20 protein-coding genes are annotated in these 17,921 nt (G+C 62.7%); 13 read left to right on the top strand and 7 right to left on the bottom strand.

The features are described from left to right. Window position 1 precedes the first annotated feature (1 nt). The gene (locus JYG34_RS24715; RefSeq protein ID WP_213658757.1) at window positions 2-658 is read right to left on the bottom strand and encodes an HAD family hydrolase; all 657 of its coding nucleotides are present in this window, start codon (window positions 656-658) and stop codon (window positions 2-4) included. A gap of 139 nt (window positions 659-797) precedes the next feature. On the opposite strand from JYG34_RS24715, the gene JYG34_RS24710 reads away from it, so the two are divergent. Then, the gene (locus tag JYG34_RS24710) at window positions 798-1,277 is read left to right on the top strand and encodes an RNA pyrophosphohydrolase (RefSeq protein ID WP_003249017.1); all 480 of its coding nucleotides are present in this window, start codon (window positions 798-800) and stop codon (window positions 1,275-1,277) included. A 22-nt stretch (window positions 1,278-1,299) separates the two neighbouring features. Next, the gene (ptsP, locus tag JYG34_RS24705; RefSeq protein ID WP_213658756.1) at window positions 1,300-3,573 is read left to right on the top strand and encodes a phosphoenolpyruvate--protein phosphotransferase; all 2,274 of its coding nucleotides are present in this window, start codon (window positions 1,300-1,302) and stop codon (window positions 3,571-3,573) included. A 115-nt stretch (window positions 3,574-3,688) separates the two neighbouring features. Here ptsP and JYG34_RS24700 read toward each other — a convergent pair whose 3' ends face one another. Next, window positions 3,689-4,435 (bottom strand): NRDE family protein, encoded by a 747-nt coding sequence (locus JYG34_RS24700; RefSeq protein WP_213658755.1) that lies wholly within the window; start codon window positions 4,433-4,435, stop codon window positions 3,689-3,691. 131 nt (window positions 4,436-4,566) lie between these two features. On the opposite strand from JYG34_RS24700, the gene JYG34_RS24695 reads away from it, so the two are divergent. From JYG34_RS24695 to JYG34_RS24685, 3 genes are read left to right on the top strand one after another with little or no spacing between them, the layout of a single operon-like run. After that, complete coding sequence (locus tag JYG34_RS24695) at window positions 4,567-5,349, top strand: sulfite exporter TauE/SafE family protein (protein WP_213658754.1); 783 nt, start codon at window positions 4,567-4,569, stop codon at window positions 5,347-5,349. Window positions 5,350-5,365: 16 nt separating this feature from the next. Further along, entirely contained in the window at window positions 5,366-6,175 is an 810-nt protein-coding gene (lgt, locus tag JYG34_RS24690) for a prolipoprotein diacylglyceryl transferase (RefSeq protein WP_213658753.1), read from the top strand. 48 nt (window positions 6,176-6,223) lie between these two features. Next, window positions 6,224-7,195 carry a thymidylate synthase gene (locus tag JYG34_RS24685; protein ID WP_213658752.1) on the top strand — a complete coding sequence of 324 codons (972 nt, stop codon included), beginning with the start codon at window positions 6,224-6,226 and terminating at the stop codon, window positions 7,193-7,195. 124 nt (window positions 7,196-7,319) lie between these two features. Here JYG34_RS24685 and cadR read toward each other — a convergent pair whose 3' ends face one another. After that, entirely contained in the window at window positions 7,320-7,763 is a 444-nt protein-coding gene (gene cadR / locus JYG34_RS24680) for a cadmium resistance transcriptional regulator CadR (protein WP_011536217.1), read from the bottom strand. Window positions 7,764-7,891: 128 nt separating this feature from the next. On the opposite strand from cadR, the gene JYG34_RS24675 reads away from it, so the two are divergent. The 4 genes from JYG34_RS24675 to JYG34_RS24660 all read left to right on the top strand — a co-directional run bounded on the left by JYG34_RS24675 (window position 7,892) and on the right by JYG34_RS24660 (window position 11,900). Continuing rightward, complete coding sequence (locus JYG34_RS24675) at window positions 7,892-10,138, top strand: heavy metal translocating P-type ATPase (RefSeq protein WP_213658751.1); 2,247 nt, start codon at window positions 7,892-7,894, stop codon at window positions 10,136-10,138. 12 nt (window positions 10,139-10,150) lie between these two features. After that, a complete protein-coding gene (locus JYG34_RS24670) occupies window positions 10,151-11,020 on the top strand; it encodes a LysR family transcriptional regulator (protein ID WP_213658750.1) in 870 nt (289 codons plus the stop codon). A 263-nt stretch (window positions 11,021-11,283) separates the two neighbouring features. Further along, the gene (locus JYG34_RS24665) at window positions 11,284-11,475 is read left to right on the top strand and encodes a type II toxin-antitoxin system HicA family toxin (protein ID WP_213658749.1); all 192 of its coding nucleotides are present in this window, start codon (window positions 11,284-11,286) and stop codon (window positions 11,473-11,475) included. A 17-nt stretch (window positions 11,476-11,492) separates the two neighbouring features. Continuing rightward, window positions 11,493-11,900 (top strand): type II toxin-antitoxin system HicB family antitoxin, encoded by a 408-nt coding sequence (locus JYG34_RS24660; protein ID WP_213658748.1) that lies wholly within the window; start codon window positions 11,493-11,495, stop codon window positions 11,898-11,900. A 19-nt stretch (window positions 11,901-11,919) separates the two neighbouring features. On the opposite strand, the gene JYG34_RS24655 is transcribed toward JYG34_RS24660, so the two are convergent. The 3 genes from JYG34_RS24655 to nirK all read right to left on the bottom strand — a co-directional run bounded on the left by JYG34_RS24655 (window position 11,920) and on the right by nirK (window position 14,223). Beyond that, complete coding sequence (locus JYG34_RS24655; protein ID WP_213658747.1) at window positions 11,920-12,741, bottom strand: suppressor of fused domain protein; 822 nt, start codon at window positions 12,739-12,741, stop codon at window positions 11,920-11,922. A gap of 42 nt (window positions 12,742-12,783) precedes the next feature. Then, the gene (locus tag JYG34_RS24650; protein WP_213658746.1) at window positions 12,784-13,002 is read right to left on the bottom strand and encodes a DUF3079 domain-containing protein; all 219 of its coding nucleotides are present in this window, start codon (window positions 13,000-13,002) and stop codon (window positions 12,784-12,786) included. Between the two features lie 78 nt (window positions 13,003-13,080). Next, window positions 13,081-14,223 carry a copper-containing nitrite reductase gene (gene nirK, locus JYG34_RS24645; protein ID WP_213658745.1) on the bottom strand — a complete coding sequence of 381 codons (1,143 nt, stop codon included), beginning with the start codon at window positions 14,221-14,223 and terminating at the stop codon, window positions 13,081-13,083. Window positions 14,224-14,427: 204 nt separating this feature from the next. On the opposite strand from nirK, the gene JYG34_RS24640 reads away from it, so the two are divergent. Beyond that, window positions 14,428-14,643: a hypothetical protein gene (locus tag JYG34_RS24640; RefSeq protein WP_044488541.1), complete on the top strand. Its 216-nt coding sequence runs from the start codon at window positions 14,428-14,430 to the stop codon at window positions 14,641-14,643. A gap of 298 nt (window positions 14,644-14,941) precedes the next feature. Here JYG34_RS24640 and JYG34_RS24635 read toward each other — a convergent pair whose 3' ends face one another. Further along, a complete protein-coding gene (locus tag JYG34_RS24635) occupies window positions 14,942-15,853 on the bottom strand; it encodes a helix-turn-helix transcriptional regulator (RefSeq protein ID WP_213658744.1) in 912 nt (303 codons plus the stop codon). A 394-nt stretch (window positions 15,854-16,247) separates the two neighbouring features. On the opposite strand from JYG34_RS24635, the gene JYG34_RS24630 reads away from it, so the two are divergent. From JYG34_RS24630 to JYG34_RS24620, 3 genes are all read left to right on the top strand, one after another. Then, window positions 16,248-16,394, top strand: a complete 147-nt coding sequence (locus tag JYG34_RS24630; protein ID WP_177323902.1) for a hypothetical protein — start codon at window positions 16,248-16,250, stop codon at window positions 16,392-16,394. 283 nt (window positions 16,395-16,677) lie between these two features. Beyond that, complete coding sequence (locus tag JYG34_RS24625) at window positions 16,678-17,163, top strand: toll/interleukin-1 receptor domain-containing protein (protein ID WP_249746199.1); 486 nt, start codon at window positions 16,678-16,680, stop codon at window positions 17,161-17,163. Window positions 17,164-17,424: 261 nt separating this feature from the next. Beyond that, a complete protein-coding gene (locus JYG34_RS24620; RefSeq protein ID WP_213658742.1) occupies window positions 17,425-17,862 on the top strand; it encodes a hypothetical protein in 438 nt (145 codons plus the stop codon). Window positions 17,863-17,921: the final 59 nt, after the last annotated feature.

Below are 17,921 nucleotides of genomic sequence, written 5' to 3'. Positions count from 1 at the left end.
TTCATTCGCGCAGTGAGATGATCTCCCAGCCCCTGCGCTGGGCCTGCGCCCGCAGTTTCGGGTCTGGATCCACCGCCACCGGCCGCTCCACCACCTCCAGCAACGGCACATCGTTCAGCGAATCGCTATAGAAGCAGCTGCCCTGGAGGTCGAAGCCGTTCTCCAGCATCCAGCGCTTCAACCGCGTCACCTTGCCTTCACGGAAACACGGTATATCGGTACTGCGCCCGGTGTAGCGCCCGTCCTGCGTTTCGCATTCGGTGGCCAGCAGGGTGCGTACCCCGAGCCGGCGGGCGATGGGCGCGGTAACGAAGCGGTTGGTGGCGGTGATGATCACCAGTTGGTCGCCAGCCTCGCGGTGCTGGCGCAACAGGGCCTCGGCCTTGGGCAGGATGATCGGCTCGATGCAGTCGCGCATGAATTCGCGGTGCCACTGCGCCAGCTGCGCGGGCTCGCTGGCGGCGAGGATTTCCATGGAGAAGGCCAGGTAGGCCTGCATGTCCAGGGTGCCGCTGAGGTAGTCCTGGTAGAAGGCATCGTTGCGTGCCTTGTACGCGACCGGGTCGAGGATGCCCCGTTCGCACAGGTAGTCACCCCAGGCGTGGTCGCTGTCGCCACCGAGGAGGGTATTGTCCAGGTCGAATAACGCCAGGCGCATGGGGAGTCTCGCATCAGCTTCCGGGAGCCCCGCAGAATACGGAGTTTTCACCTCGCTGCACATAAGCTTGGCGGGCGCGTTGCTGCGCGCTCAGGCTTTGTGGAACAATGCCGCGACATGCGTTTGCGAGGTTGCTGCCGTGATCGACCCGGATGGTTTTCGCCCCAATGTCGGGATCATTCTCACGAATGATGCCGGGCAGGTGCTATGGGCTCGGCGGATCAACCAGGATGCCTGGCAATTCCCGCAGGGGGGCATCAACCCTGACGAGACGCCGGAAGACGCCCTGTACCGCGAGCTGAACGAAGAAGTTGGCCTTGAACGCGACGATGTGGAAATTCTTGCCTGCACCCGCGGCTGGTTGCGTTATCGTTTACCGCAACGCCTGGTGCGCACCCACAGCCAGCCGCTGTGCATCGGCCAGAAACAGAAGTGGTTCCTGCTACGCCTGGTGAGCAACGAGCAACGGGTACGCATGGACCTCACCGGCAAACCGGAATTCGACGGCTGGCGCTGGGTCAGCTACTGGTATCCGCTGGGCCAGGTGGTGACATTCAAGCGCGAGGTCTACCGACGCGCCCTGAAAGAGCTAGCCCCGCGCCTGCTGACGCGCGACTGACGACGGAGTCCGACCCCGAGCCATGCTCAATACGCTGCGCAAGATCGTCCAGGAAGTGAACTCCGCCAAAGATCTCAAGACGGCGTTGGGTATCATTGTCTTGCGCGTCAAGGAGGCCATGGGCAGCCAGGTCTGCTCGGTCTACTTGCTCGATCCGGAAACCAACCGTTTCGTGCTGATGGCCACGGAGGGCTTGAACAAGCGCTCCATTGGCAAGGTCAGCATGGCCCCCAACGAAGGCCTGGTCGGCCTGGTCGGTACCCGCGAGGAGCCGCTGAACCTCGAGAACGCCGCCGACCACCCGCGTTACCGCTACTTTGCCGAAACCGGCGAAGAGAAATTCGCCTCCTTCCTCGGTGCCCCCATCATCCACCACCGCCGCGTGGTGGGGGTATTGGTCATCCAGCAGAAGGAGCGCCGCCAGTTCGATGAAGGCGAAGAAGCTTTCCTGGTCACCATGAGCGCCCAGCTCGCCGGGGTTATCGCCCACGCCGAGGCCACCGGTTCCATCCGCGGCCTGGGTCGCCAGGGCAAGGGCATCCAGGAGGCCCGCTTCGTCGGTGTTCCGGGCTCGCCCGGCGCCGCCGTCGGCCGCTCCGTGGTGATGCTGCCGCCCGCCGACCTGGAAGTGGTGCCGGACCGCACCGTCGAGGACATCGACAACGAACTCAAGCTGTTCAACAACGCCCTCGAAGGCGTGCGCGAGGACATGCGCAAGCTGTCGGCCAAGCTCGCCACCCAGTTGCGCCCCGAGGAGCGCGCGTTGTTCGACGTGTACCTGATGATGCTCGAGGATGCCGCCCTCGGTGGCGAGGTGGTCGAGGTCATCAAGACCGGCCAGTGGGCCCAGGGCGCCCTGCGCCAAGTGGTCGGCGAGCACGTCAACCGCTTCGAGCTGATGGACGACGACTACCTGCGCGAGCGCGCCTCGGACGTCAAGGACCTGGGCCGGCGCCTGCTGGCGTATCTCCAGGAAGCCCGTTCGCAGTCGCTGGTCTATGAAGACAACACCATCCTGGTCAGCGAGGAGCTGACCCCCGCCATGCTTGGCGAGGTGCCGGAAGGCAAGCTGGTGGGCCTGGTCTCGGTACTCGGTTCGGGCAACTCCCACGTGGCGATCCTCGCCCGGGCGATGGGTATCCCCACCGTGATGGGTGTGGTCGACCTGCCGTATTCGAAGGCCGACGGCATCGACATGATCGTCGACGGCTACAAGGGCGAGGTATTCACCAACCCCGGCGAGGTGCTGCGCAAGCAGTACAGCGACGTGGTCGAGGAAGAACGCCAGCTGGCCCGCGGCCTCGATGCCCTGCGCGAGCTACCCTGCATCACCCCGGACGGCCACCGCATGCCGCTGTGGGTCAACACCGGCCTGCTCGCCGACGTTGCCCGGGCCCAGCAGCGCGGCGCCGAGGGTGTCGGCCTGTACCGCACCGAAGTGCCGTTCATGATCAACCAGCGCTTCCCCAGCGAGAAAGAGCAGCTGGCGATCTACCGCGAGCAGCTACAGGCCTTCCACCCGCTGCCGGTGACCATGCGCAGCCTCGACATCGGCGGCGACAAGTCGCTGTCGTACTTCCCGATCAAGGAAGAAAACCCCTTCCTCGGCTGGCGCGGCATCCGCGTCACCCTCGACCACCCGGAAATCTTCCTGGTGCAGACCCGCGCCATGCTCAAGGCCAGCGAGGGCCTGAACAACCTGCGCATCCTGCTCCCCATGATTTCCGGCATCCATGAGCTGGAAGAAGCGCTGCACCTGATCCACCGTGCCTGGGGCGAGGTGCGCGACGAAGGTACCGATGTGCCCATGCCGCCGGTCGGGGTGATGGTGGAGATCCCCGCCGCCGTGTACCAGACCCGCGAGCTGGCGCGGCAGGTGGACTTCCTCTCGGTCGGGTCGAACGACCTGACGCAGTACCTGCTGGCCGTCGACCGCAACAACCCGCGGGTCGCCGACCTGTACGACTACCTGCACCCGGCGGTGTTGCAGGCGTTGCAGACAGTGGTCAGCGTGGCCCACGAAGAAGGCAAGCCGGTGAGCATCTGCGGCGAGATGGCCGGTGACCCGGCAGCGGCGATCCTGCTGATGGCCATGGGCTTCGACAGCTTGTCGATGAACGCCACCAACCTGCCGAAGGTGAAGTGGATGCTGCGCCAGATCAACAAGAGCAAGGCCGAGGAGCTGTTGGCCGACGCCATGAGCCACGACAACCCGCAGGTTATCCACAGCTCGTTGCAGCTGGCGCTGAAGAACCTTGGCCTGGCGCGGATGATCGGGCCGAACAAGACCCTTTGAGACCCTGAGCCCGCCCAGCGGGCTTTTCGCGGCACAAGGCCGTTCCTACAGAGCGTGCAGATCCCTGTAGGAGCGGCTTTGTGCCGCGAAAGGGGCGCAATGCGCGCCCATGGCTTCAGACGTCTATATCCACCTCGCCCAAATGCCCACCAAACGGCCCGAAGCTGCGCTCGATCATCCGTCGTCGCCCCTGGTCATCCACGATCAATACCGTGCTCGCCCGCGTCCCATAGTTCTGGCTGGCGATGAACACGCTCGACAGCAGCTTCTCGGTTGCCAGCCCTACACCGGTCTCGGGCAATTCGCTGTCCGGCGCAGGTTGCGCATCGGCCAGCAATGCCAGCAGCCGCCGTGGATCGTCCGAATCAAGCAATCCCTCCAGCCCGCTACGCGCTTTCACCAGCTTCGGCCAAGGCGTATCCAGCCCGGCGTTCGACAGCCCGTATACACCGGGCAAGAGTAGGCGCGGTCCTGCCTCACGTGCATGCAGGTAGCCCAACCGCTGCCCATCGCCGACCAGCAGGTTGAACCCCGAATACTGCCCACTACGGCTGGCTACCTGGTCCAGATAAGCTTCGACCCCCAGTTCGCCCCGCAGATAAGCTGCGACCAGCTCACCCCGTGAGCGTGGCCCCAACGGCTGACGCGGATCGCGAATATTGGTCAGCGCCGCGAACCGTCCCTGTGGCCCAACCCCCAGCCAAGTCCCGCCTGCCTCCAGATCCCGCCCGGCATACACCCCCGGTGCATCCTCCCAGGCCGCCAAGGCTTGGGTGGGCCGGGCATGGAACTCGTCGCGGTTGGCCGCGACGATCAGCGGCCGGGCTGTCCCCGGCCGCCAGGCGAATACGATCAGGCACATAGGTTGTCCCCTGTGTTTTCGGCCACTCTACCCGCGCCGCCGACCACTCGCCATCACCTGACACAGACTTCACTAGAGCGCCGGGCGTGGCTTCCGTTACCATGCCGGATTGTTTTCCACTGGGGCCATGAATGGAATTCGCTCTCTATCTGCTGCTAGGCGCCTGCGCGGGTGTGCTGGCCGGGCTGTTCGGCGTCGGTGGCGGTATCATCATCGTGCCGGTGCTGGTGTTCAGCTTCACCCTGCAGGGCTTCGACCCGTCGGTGCTGACCCACCTGGCGGTCGGCACGTCGCTGGCGACCATCGTCTTCACCTCGATCAACGCCGTGCTCGAGCACCAGCGCAAGGGCGCGGTGCAATGGCCGATCTTCGCCTGGATGACCGTGGGCATCCTGCTCGGCGCACTGGTCGGCGCGAAGACAGCCTCGCTGATCCAGGGGCCGATGCTGCAGAAGATCATTGGTGTGTTCGCCCTGGTGATCGCCGCGCAGATGGCCCTGGATCTCAAGCCCAAGGCCAGCCGCGGCATCCCCGGCAAACCCGGCCTGACCGCCGCCGGCGGCGTGATCGGTTGGGCCTCGGCGATCTTCGGGATCGGTGGCGGTTCGCTCACCGTGCCCTTCCTGACCTGGCGCAGCCTGCCCATGCAGCAGGCGGTGGCCACCTCATCGGCCTGCGGCCTGCCGATCGCCTTGGCCAGCGCCCTGAGCTTCATGTGGCTGGGCTGGCACGAGGAACACCTGCCGGCCCACAGCATCGGTTACGTCTACCTTCCCGCGCTGGTCGGCATTGCCGTGACCAGCATGTTCTTCGCCCGCTTCGGCGCGCGCCTGGCGCACAAGCTGTCGCCGCGCGTGCTCAAGCGCCTGTTCGCCGCACTGCTGTTCTGCGTCGGACTCAGCTTCCTTATCTGAAACTAGAGGAAAGACAATGCTGCCTTACCCGCAGATCGACCCCGTGGCCGTGGCCCTCGGGCCACTGAAAATCCACTGGTACGGCCTGATGTACCTGATCGGCATCGGCGGCGCCTGGCTGCTGGCCTCACGCCGGTTGAACCGTTTCGACCCGACCTGGAGCCGCGAGAAACTCTCCGACCTGGTGTTCTGGCTGTCGATGGGGGTGATCGTCGGCGGGCGCCTGGGCTATGTGCTGTTCTACGACCTGCACCAGTACCTGGCCAACCCGACGCTGATCTTCGAGGTGTGGAAGGGCGGCATGTCGTTCCACGGCGGCTTCATTGGCGTGATGCTGGCGGCGCTGTGGTTCGGCAAGCGCAACAACAAGTCGTTCTTCGAGCTGATGGACTTCGTCGCGCCGCTGGTACCCATCGGCCTGGGCGCCGGGCGCATCGGCAACTTCATCAACGCCGAACTGTGGGGCAAGGCCACCGACGTGCCCTGGGCGATGGTGTTCCCGCCGTTCAGCGACCCGGCGCAGCTTCCGCGTCACCCGTCGCAGCTGTACCAGTTCGCCCTCGAAGGTGTGGCATTATTCGTCATCCTTTGGCTGTACTCGCGCAAGCCGCGCCCGACCATGGCCGTTTCCGGCATGTTCGCGCTGTTCTACGGCATCTTCCGTTTCATCGTGGAGTTCGTGCGGGTACCCGACGCCCAGCTCGGCTATATCGCCTTCGGCTGGTTGACCATGGGGCAGTTGCTCTGCGTGCCGATGATCATCGGCGGCATCTTCCTGATCTGGCTGGCCTACAACCGCAAACCGACGGCCAAGGCCACCGTTTGATTCCCACGGCAGGGGCGATCCCCCTGCCGTTCTTGCTACAGGTAAGCCATGAAACAGTATCTAGATCTGGTCCGTGACGTCATCGACAACGGCACGCTGCAGGAAAACCGCACCGGCATCCGCACCATCAGCCTGCCGGGCGCGATGCTGCGCTTCGACCTGCAGAAAGGCTTCCCGGCCATCACCACGCGCAAGCTGGCGTTCAAGTCGGCGATCGGCGAAATGGTCGGTTTCCTGCGCGGCGTGAAGAACGCCGGCGAATTCCGCGAGCTGGGCTGCAAGGTCTGGGACCAGAACGCCAACGAGAACGCCCAGTGGCTGGCCAACCCGTTCCGCCAGGGGCATGACGACCTCGGTGAGATCTACGGCGTGCAATGGCGCCAGTGGCCGGGCTACAAGCGCATCCCGCTGAGCAACCCGGCCGCCATCGAGATGGCTGAAAAGGCGGGCTTCCGTCGCATCGCCCAGGACGAGGAGGGCGGCGAGGCGTTCGTCATCCTGTACAAGGCCATCGACCAGGTGCGCCAGTGCCTGGACACCATCGCCAACGACCCGGGCAGCCGGCGTATCCTGTTCCACGGCTGGAACTGCGCCCAGCTCGATGAAATGGCCCTGCCGCCGTGCCACCTGCTGTACCAGTTCCACCCGAATGTCGAGACCAAGGAAATCTCCCTGACGCTCTACATCCGCTCCAACGACCTGGGCCTGGGCACACCGTTCAACCTCACCGAAGGCGCGGCGCTGCTGTCGCTGTTCGGCCGCCTGACCGGCTACACCCCACGCTGGTTCACCTACTTCATCGGCGATGCCCATGTGTACGAGAACCACCTGGACATGCTCAACGAGCAGATGAAGCGCGAGCCGCTGGCGGCGCCGAAGCTGGTGATCAGCGACCGCGTGCCGGAGTTCGCCAAGACTGGCAAGTACGAGCCGGAGTGGTTGGAGAAGATCGAACCGAGCGACTTCTCGCTGGAAGGCTATGAGCACCATGCGCCGATGACGGCGCCGATGGCGGTGTAGCTTTTCAGATTGCCGGGGCTGCCTTGCAGCCCATCGCGACACAAGGCCGCTCCCACAGGTACGCTGCAGAACCTGTGGGAGCGGCCTTGTGTCGCGAAAGGGGCGCGCAGCGCACCCAGGATTTTCAATGCCCGTGGCTTCTGCCCACGTGAGAGTGCTCCACCTCCGGCACCGACACCGCCCCATTCGTCTCCAGCTGCTGCAAAATCGCGCACTCCGCCCCCTGCGCATTGCACTGCTGGCGCAACTCCACCAGCTGCGCCTGCAGCGCCACCAACCCGTCGATCCGCGCCTGCACATGCTCGATATGCTCGTCGATCAGCGCATTGACGCTGCCGCACGACGCTTCGGGGCTGTCGCGCAGGTTCAACAGGCTGCGGATCTCATCCAGGGTCATGTCCAGCGTTCGGCAGTTGCGGATGAAGGTCAGCCGCTCGACGTGGGCCTGGGTGTAGAGCCGGTAATTGCCATCACTGCGGGCAGGTTCGGGCAGCAGTTGTTCGCGTTCGTAGTAGCGGATGGTTTCCACGGCGCAGTCGGTGGCCTTGGCCAGTTCTCCGATCTTCATGGCTAATCTCCAGCAAGGGACTTGACCCTATAGTGGCTACAGGGTGTTCACTTGGCAACAACCCTCTCTGTAGGCGCCGGCAAGCCGGCTCCTACAGGGAGCTAGTGCCCTTTTTTAAGGATGATTCCATGAACCAGCCAGTCAGCCCCGAACACAAGCATGACCACGACCATGGTGAAAAGGGTCACAGCCACGACACCCATGCCCACAGCTGCTGCGGCTCCCATGCCGCGCCGGCCCTGGTGCAACTGACCGAGAAGGCCAGCGCCCAGGCCCAGCTCAGCCGTTTCCGCATCCAGGCCATGGACTGCCCGACCGAGCAGACGCTGATCCAGGACAAGCTGGGCAAGCTGGCCGGTATCGAGCAACTGGAGTTCAACCTGATCAACCGCGTGCTGGGGGTGCGTCACACCCACGACGGCACCGGCCAGATCGAGCAGGCCATCGACAGCCTGGGCATGAAGGCCGAACCGCTGGCGGACGAGGACGACGGCAGCACCGAAGCGCCCCAGCCAAGCAAGACCCGCTGGTGGCCGCTGGCATTGTCCGGTGTGGCGGCGATCGCCGCCGAGCTTGTGCATTTTTCCGGCAAGGCGCCGGAGTGGGTGGTGGCGGCGCTGGCCCTGGCGGCCATCCTCGGCTGCGGGCTGGGCACCTACAAGAAGGGCTGGATCGCCCTGAAGAACCGCAACCTCAACATCAACGCGCTGATGAGCATCGCCGTGACCGGCGCCGTGCTGATCGGCCAGTGGCCGGAAGCGGCCATGGTGATGGTGCTGTTCACCGTGGCCGAACTGATCGAAGCCCGCTCGCTGGACCGCGCGCGCAACGCGATCGGCGGCCTGATGCAACTGGCGCCGGACATGGCGACCGTGCAGCAGGCCGACGGGCTGTGGCGCGAAGTCGACGTGCGCGAGGTGACCTTGGGGGCGTTGGTGCGGGTACGCCCGGGTGAGCGCATTGGTTTGGACGGCGAGGTAATCAGCGGCCAGTCCAGCGTCGATCAGGCACCGATCACCGGCGAAAGCCTGCCAGTGGAGAAAACAGTGGGCGACAAGCTGTTCGCCGGCACCATCAACCAGGCGGGTTCGCTGGAGTACCGCGTCACCGCAGGCGCTGGCCAGTCGACCCTGGCCCGTATCATCAAGGCCGTCGAAGAGGCCCAGGGTGCCCGTGCGCCGACCCAGCGCTTCGTCGACCAGTTCTCGCGCATCTACACCCCGGTGGTGTTCGCCGTGGCCCTGGCCGTGGCGATCATCCCGCCGCTGTTCATGGCCGGTGCCTGGTTCGACTGGATCTACCGTGCCCTGGTGCTGCTGGTGGTGGCCTGCCCGTGCGCGCTGGTGATCTCCACCCCGGTGACCATCGTCAGCGGCCTGGCCGCCGCGGCGCGCAAGGGCATCCTGATCAAGGGCGGCGTGTATCTGGAGGGCGGGCGCAAGCTGGACTTCCTGGCCCTGGACAAGACCGGCACCATCACCCACGGCAAGCCGGTGCAGACCGACAGCAAGGTGCTCGACCCGTTGTTCGAAGGCCGTGCCCAGACGTTGGCCGCAAGCCTCGCCGACCGCTCCGACCACCCGGTGTCCGGTGCCATCGCCCTGTTCGCCAAGGCGCAGGACCTGGCGCTGAGCGAAGTCACCGAGTTCGCCGCCCTGGCCGGGCGTGGCGTGCGCGGTGATATCGACGGTGAAACCTACCACTTGGGCAACCATCGCCTGGTCGAGGAACTGGGCCTGTGCTCGCCCGAGCTTGAAGCCCAGCTGGACCAGCTGGAGCGCCAGGGCAAGACCGTGGTGCTGCTGCTCGACCGCAGTGGCCCGCTGGCGCTGTTCGCCGTGGCCGACACGGTCAAGGACAGCAGCCGCCAGGCCATCGCCGAACTGCATGAGCTCGGTATCAAGACCGTCATGCTCACCGGCGACAATCCCCACACCGCCCAGGCCATTGCCGCCCAGGTGGGGATCGACCGGGCCGAGGGCAACCTGCTGCCGGCGGACAAGCTCGCCACCATCGAGCGCCTGTACGCCGAGGGCCACCGGGTCGGCATGGTCGGTGACGGCATCAACGACGCGCCGGCCCTGGCCCGCGCCGAGATCGGTTTCGCCATGGCCGCCGCCGGTACCGACACGGCCATCGAGACTGCCGACGTGGCACTGATGGACGACGACTTGCGCAAAATCCCGGCGTTCGTCAGGCTGTCGCGCCAAAGCGCGGCGATCCTCACCCAGAACATCGTGCTGGCCCTGGGGATCAAGGCGGTCTTCCTGGCGATCACCTTTGCCGGCATGGCCACCATGTGGATGGCAGTGTTCGCCGACATGGGCGTGAGCCTGCTGGTGGTGTTCAACGGCTTGCGCCTGCTGCGAAAATAGAGGTTATCCACAATGCTGAGCGCCGAGCTCAAAGCCTTCTACATGGTGGCCCGCCTGGGCAGCATCACCCTGGCGGCGAAGAAGCTCGGGCTCAGCCAGCCCACGGTGACCACGCAGATCCGCAACCTCGAGAGCCAGTACGCAGTGGAGCTGTTCTACCGCGGCGGCCGGCGCCTGGTGCTGAGCGAGGAGGGCGTGCGCCTGCTGCCGATGGTCAAGGCCCTGCTGCAGCAGGAGGCCGACATCGAGTTCGAGCTGCGCAACAGCGGCCAGGCCCAGGGCAGCCTGCGCATCGCCGCCACCGCGCCGTACTACATCCTCGACCTGGTGAAGATCTTCCGCGAACGCTTGCCCCAGGTGGACGTGGCGGTCGAGATTGGTAATTCCCAGCAGGTGCTGGAAATGCTCGAGGACTATCGGGTGGACATCGCCGCCTCTTCGCAACTGCTGGAGGACGCGCGCCTGGTACGCCGGGTGCTGGGCACCGATCCGCTGGTGGTGGCGGTGCACCGTAACCACCCGTTGGCCCATCGCCAGGCAGTGTCCATCGACGTGGTGGCCGGGCATTGCTTGCTGATGCGCGAGAAGGGCTCGACCACCCGCAAACTGACCGAGCAGATGATGCAGGAGGCTGGCGTCAAGGCCGGTGCGCTGCTGGAGATCGGTAGCCGCGAGTCGATCCGCGAGGCGGTGCTGCGCAATATCGGCATCAGCATCATTGCCCGCCACGAAGTACCGCACAACCCGGAGCTTCGGGTGCTGGCGCTGGAGGAAGCACCGGTGATGCACGAGTACCTGTACTGCCTCAAGGAGCGGCGCCAGGCGCGCTTGCCGGCGGCGTTCCTGGGGGTGGCGCAGGAGGTGGCGGGGCTGGCGACCTGAGGTGGCCAATGCTCGCCGGCAAGCCGGCTTCTACGGGTCCATGCTGAGGGCTGGAACACCCAGGTAGGCGCCAGCCTTGCTGGCGATGCCCGGCTATGCCGGGCCCTGTGCAAAGCCCTGCATCACTTCTCCCCGATCGTCACACCGACCAATCACCATAATTCCCTTCGGATCGCCCACTCGTCGCCTTGGTGGGTATGGTGTTGATAAAGCATGTTCGGTGGTTATACTAACCACCGTTCGGCTAACCCAAGGATTGGGTCATGAACAGCCGTGAAATGATTTCGGTGATCGAAGCGGATGGTTGGTATCGGGTGCGTTCGAAAGGCAGCCACCACCACTTCAAGCACCCCCACAAGACCGGACTGGTCACCATCCCCCACCCGAAGAAGGACCTGCTGCCCGCCACAGCGGCCAGCATCCTGCGCCAGGCACGGATCGGTTACGCCAGCTGATCAGGAGAACCCCAGCCATGCTTTTCCCTATCGCGATCCTCCCCGGCGACGACCAGCACGCCTGGGGCGTGGAGGTGCCGGATATCCCCGGATGCTTCTCGGCCGGCGACGACCTTGACGATGCCATTGCCATGGCCCGCGAGGCGATCGAAGGCCACCTCGAATTGCTCGCCCAGGACCAGCAGGAGATCCCCAAGGCCGGCAAAGTCAGCGAGCACGCCGCCAACCCGGCTTACGCCGGATGCACCTGGGCGCTGATCGACATCGACATCACCCGTTACCTGGGCAAGGCGGAAAAACTCAACATCACCTTGCCGGCCTACCTGCTCACCCGCATCGACAGCTATGTGCAGAACCACCCCGAGCACAAGAGCCGCTCGGGTTTTCTGGCCGAAGCGGCGCTCAAGGTGCTGCAGGGCAAGTAAGCGCTGCCGGGCAACACCTTCAGACCACGCTCTCTCGCTGCAAACTGCTCACATGCCCGTGCCCTGCGGCCTGCAGGCGCTCCACCAGATCCATCCGCGCCTGGCCGCCGCCGTTACGCACATAGTCGAGCTCGGCGGCGGTGATCAGTACCACCGGCACCAGTGTCACCGGCGACAGCGGCATGTCTGCCAGGTGCGTGCTGAAGTCAGGCGCCGGCCCGCCCACCAGCACTCCGAGGCAGTCATCCTCGGTCACGAAGTGCGCGGGCAATTGCCCCTTCATGCACGGCGACTGGCTCACGCCAGGCAGCTCGAACGACAGCACGCCAAAGCGCTCCAGCCGGTGATTGATGCCGCCAGCGTCGGCCACGGTATCGGCCACGGTGCGCACTACATCGAACGCCCAGCTGCCCATGAACGGGCTGACATCGCCCGTCTTGCCGTACACCGCTTCGGGGAAGTCGGCCGATTCGACGAACAGTTCCAGCTCGAAGCCGTTGCCGGCGCCTTCGACATCATCGAACGGATCAGACAGGCCATCGCTGGCCAGCAGGATGCTGCGCTCCCGGCGCACGACCCGGTAGGCCTGGTGGGTCGATGGCCAGTGCGAGCCGCCCATCAAGCTTGGGCTGATGGCGTAGCCCAGCACATCCTGCTCGACGTTGCCGACCGTCTGCCAATGGCGATCGAGCACGGCGCCGCCCGCCTCGCGCGCGGCCTGGTTGGCGGCTTCGGTGGCGGTCATTGCCGGCTCGGGTTCGGCGATTGGCGGCTGGGGTTGTGATTCAGTTTCGCTGGCGTTTGGGCGCGACTGGCCAAACAGCTTCTTGAAGAATTCCATGAGCGGTCCTTGCTGGGTGAGAGGGCGACCGCCATGGTGCCGTTATCGGCTGCCTGGCTCAAGTTTGATGCCGGAGGTGTCGTGCAGCGGCGAGGCCAGCAGGTCTGCTTGCAGATTCCAGTCCTCGCCGAACAGCTCCGCCGGATGCATGGTGCGCTCCGCCCCGTTGCCACAGGCCAGGGCCTTGGCCGGGCAATACAGGTCGCAGCCCCAGCAGATCCGTTCGGGGTGGCTGGGGTTCACGGGAAATTTCTTGGCCATGGTCTCCCTCCATGAAGTGGATGCCTGCGCTCAGGCTATGCCGCGCATGGCCAAGGGGCTTGATCGGGGTCAACGCCGCTACTTGATCGGCCCGGGCGCCTCCACCTGGCTCATCAGGTCGTCGTTCCATTGGCCTTCGACCTGTACATGGGCAGCCGCGCCAAGCATCACCGCCTCGATCAGGTTGTGGTTGAGGTAGGTGTAGAGGCCGGGCTGGCGGAAGGTGTAGAGCGCCGCGCCCGCCGCGCCGCCCGGGATGAACCAGGTCTCCAGATTGCGCTGCGGCGGGTTGGCGAACTTGCCGGAGGCCCAGACATAGTCGCCGTGGCCGCCGATCAGGTGTGGGCGGGTGTCGCGGTTGGCCTGCGAGTGCACGATCAGCACCGTTTCGCCCACCTTGGCGGTCAGGGCCTGCTTGCCGGTCAGCGCGCCGACGCTGCCGTTGAACACGATATGGGTCGGCACCAGCCCCTTCATCAGGGGCTGCATGTCGGCGAAGCTGGCGATGGGGGTGGGGTAGCGCTTGTACTTGCCGTCCTTGTCGCGAGGGATGTAGTAGTCCTGTTCGCCGATGTACCAGACCTTGTCGTACTTCAGCGGGCGGCCGTCCTGGTCCTTCAGGCCATCGCGCGGCAGCACCATGATCGCGCCATTCATGCCGCACACCACATGCCACGGGATCATCGCCCCACCGGGTGCGCAGTGGTACACGAACACCCCGGCCCGATCGGCCTTGAAGCGCAGCTTCACCTGTTCGCCGGGCTTCACATGGGTCAGCTCGCCGCCGCCCAGGGCGCCCGTGGAGGCGTGGAAGTCGATGTTGTGCATCATGCTGTTGCCGGCCGGGTTGACCAGGGTGAGCTCGACGTAGTCGCCTTCGTGCACCACCAGCAGCGGGCCGGGCACCGAGCCGTTGAAGGTCATGGCGTGGATGAAGGCGCCGTTGTTGTCGACGGCCAGTTCCTTTTCCTCGATGACCAGGCGGAATTCGACGATGCGCGGTTTGCCGGGCGCACGCTGGGTGTGGGCGTGTACCTGGGGCGGTGCGACCAGTTCCACGCTGACCCGCTCCAGCTTCGCCAGGTCTGCAGGCGACGCTTTTGCTTCCGGCTCCGCTGCCTGGGCCAGGCCAGAGCCCAGCAGGGTGCCGCCAACACCGAGTAACACACCGCCCGCCAGGATACCGCGCCGGGTCAGGGCCAATCCGTCTTGCTCACTCATGGGACTTCTCCTTAAGTCGACGAAAGCCGTCGGACACAGGATTACCCCTTTTAAACATAAGGTTTATTGAGCGAAAACAAGAAGTGGAAAGGGCTGACAACCTGTCGCTGGTCTGGCGGAAGGCTACTATGGCTTGTGGGGCGCCTCTGGATGGCGTGGATTGCAACCTGGGCACGCTGGTCAGCACTGCAAGGAGCACACGGAGTGAGCCGATTCGTCAGTTTCGAGATCACCAATCATCGGCATTACGTGGTCAGTGTCGATCACATCATCGCCATGTATCCGTTGGCTCAGGAACGCAATTTCAACAAGGGCGGGATTGTGTTGATCAGGGGGATGGGGAAGGAGGGGGGGAATGTGGCGCTTGAGTTGAGTGGGGTTGAGGTGAGGAAGTTGCAGAAGGCGTTGATGGAGGGGTGAGTTGGGGGGCAGATACAAGAAAGCCCCGCATAGCGGGGCTTTGAATATGGTGCCGGCACCAGGAGTCGAAAGGCTTTATATCTATATGATTTATAGATTATTTATTGTCAGGGTTATCCGATTCTATCTCTAAAGCTATCCTCAGGCGCTCGCCCGATTGTCTTCCACTAGGAACGTGGCAGGTTCTGCATCGGACCCAAACCACCAAAAGATCGCGGAGGTGGTAGCGAGCCCGAAGAAAACTCTGCATCGCAAAGTGAAAATACCTGGACACGATTTTACGTACAACGAAGCTCGCTTAGCTGCCTTCAACTTTATCGCTTTCCGCCTCGTCAAAGTTTGGATTTCTGTATCCGGGCGCAAACATTGAGCTCCCCACCCCGTACAGAGCTAAGGGATCGCTAAGCCATAGGCGGTAGGCCTTGTCTTTGATGCTGTGGTCAGGCGAGCAGTCCACGTGATACTGCTGCAAGACGTACCCAGCCATTGCTGCACGAACTCGAAGCCTTAAGACACCGTCAGGCATGTCGTAATCGCACATCATGATCTGTGCACAATCCTTATCAGGATGAGGGACAAGAGGGAGGTCGAGCATTCGATTCCACTGGTCATCGTTCCTCTGGTTCTCTTTGCCGAGTGGCTTTTCTCCCAGTTGAACTTGAGCAGATCCGATTCGAGCCAGAACAAAGTCCGCAAAATTTCCACGCTTACGATCATAGGCGCGGACGTGCCAGCGCAAGCCGTCGCAACTGATAGCGAACGGCACAATCTCTCGTTCAGATTTTCCTGAGCCCGAGGTGTAGCTGATTTTCACCACTTGGTTGAGGCTGATTGCGCGCGAGATTGGCGCCAAAACTTCTACTTTCGGCTTGCTGAGCAGCGAAACCGATTCATTTAGGATGAATGGCTTGTCTCCATCCAGGCTGTATCCGTACCCATGGGAGAGAGCTGTTAGCACGCGCTCAGGCGAATGTGCGACTAGAGGCGAGAACGTCTCGCGCATCACGTAGTGCTTGGTCACAGTGTCGAGCTCAGTGTTCTGAGGAGCAATCTCTCGATACTGCGCGAAATCACGAGTGGCAGCCGCCGCACCCACCCCGAATCTATCCATGAGGTCAGTGCGTGAAGCGGTCCCCGTGAAATACAGTCGGAAATCTACGTACACCAGGCGCTCCCGTTGCGCCTGGCTATATTCGCTCAAATCGATCATTTGCTCTCCGTCTTGCCTTCTTACGGTCTTGCCTTCTTACCTGCTTTGCGGAATGCACCCAACGCCTGGTCGGGTGCATCTGAGATCTCACGATAGCACATGAGAGCACTTGACGTAATCAAAATGCCGATGATACATTCGTGTTGTGGTTTCGTGCTGTGTGTCTGTAGGACTTCACGAGCTTCAAAGAGGTGGCTCGGATGAAATGTCAGAACGCCAGAAACACAAAAGCCGGTCAAGGTACGAACTTGACCGGCCTTCGGAAAAAGACAGCTGAATCGGCTCCAGGTGTCTCTCGCGCTTTGTGGAAAAAAGCTTGCGGATGGTAGCCCTTATGGGGGCCTTTCGCAAGGGAGCGAGTTCTGTGTTTGAGCCATCTCGAAGGAGACATTCCATGTCCCAGCTTGAGATGTTCGAAAAACCCGATGGGGAAGGCGAGGTTATCTACAGGATGACCATCACCACCAAGTCGGGGAAGGTGATTCGACGTGCTAACGGGCAACCGTTCCGTATCGTCATTCGCCCAAAAGCGACCAGTTGATAATCGCTTAAACAGAGCCCAGGACACATTTATGTGTCCTGAAGGCCACTCGCTCCGTATACGAAAGGATTAAAAAATGTCTAGATGTACAGCACCGATACGCGGACATAGCTCGGCGGCAGCGGCAGCAGCCTGCCCAGCGTGCCGCTACCGCAGCAGCTCTCGCTCCTACTCCACATCATTTGGTAGCAGTGGGAGTAGCTATAGCAGCTATAGCACCAGTGGTGGGGCTGCCAGGTCGGGCGGAGGTTCAAGACCACGCTGGTCCAAAGCTGGTTCGTCCGTGTCGTACACATCGGATCAAGTTCAATCACTCCAACCAATTCGCCAGACCGTTGAGGCGCGAGCAGCGGCACAACCAGACCTGCGTGATGTATTTCTGTGCCACGCTTGGGACGATCGGCAAGGGGCGGCCAAAGAGTTGCACGAGCTTCTAGTAGCGGCTGGTGTCAAGGTTTGGTTCAGCGAGAAGGATCTGGGCCTCGGCGTTCCGATGATGCGCGCTATCGACAAAGGCTTAGCAAATTCACGAATTGGACTTGTGCTGGTGACCCCCGCTCTGTTGGCTCGCCTCCCCAAAGAAAGCGTCGCCGACAAAGAGTTATCGACACTCTTGGCGGGTAACCAACTGGTTCCCATCGTGCATAACACGACATACGACGCACTTCGCAATGTCAGTCCGTTGCTCGCTTCTCGAAGCGGCCTAGACACCTCTGAAGATTCGATGTCGGTGGTGGCTGAAAAGATTGCCGAGTTGGTCGCATTCTAGCTTCGGCAATCGGTTAGTGCGCTGATGCGGTTACGTGAGAAATTGCTCTCCGCCTTATTCGAACAGATTGACCGCTGGACAAGCTGTTAGCGCAAGAGTTGGAGTCTGTTGTCGATCCCTATCTGCCCTCTGTGAATGGTACTTATGGTGTAGGGCTCGCGTGTAGAAGTTCTGGCTCGATAGCTGCCATTTACGAGAGGCTGCTATCAAGCCAGAGTGAGCGGCATTTGGACTAAGTTTTGAAATTAATATGGGGTGTCAATGCAATTTGTTAAAGTTTCACTGTGGTTTGTGGTTTTGCCAGCCGTACTGGGTGGCATCTGTGGCACGCTATATCACTTCGGCATCCTGAAGGACGATGGATTGTGGGTCGATTTGCTTGACCTGGTTGCGGGCGTATTTCTAGACAAATTTACCTTTGTGGTCGAGTTGTTACTGGCAGGTTATCTGCTTGTATGGTCCTTCTTTGGGAAGATGGAGGGTGTTTCAAAGTGGGGGCGCTTGCTGGCTGTTAAGTGCTTTTTAGGTTTGGTTGTAATCCCCGCGTTTATACTGGTCGCGGGCCCATTGATTCCAGCGCTGAGCGTAGCTCTTGTGTCAGCATTTGAGCTTTTTGTGATGGGTTACATTCTTGCGGCGGTCTCTTACTGGTGGCTTCTTCATAAGGCGCCTGTGGCTTGTAACCCTGCCACTCTTTGAATAGAGGAGTCTTGGGGCCGGCATAGATGTACTGGTGATTGGTGCGGTCCCAAGCCCTT

Origin of the sequence: Pseudomonas entomophila (assembly GCF_018417595.1) — a bacterium.
In the GTDB taxonomy this organism is placed as follows: Bacteria; Pseudomonadota; Gammaproteobacteria; order Pseudomonadales; family Pseudomonadaceae; genus Aquipseudomonas; species Aquipseudomonas entomophila_C.
This window is presented reverse-complemented; position numbering and strand designations above follow the sequence as displayed.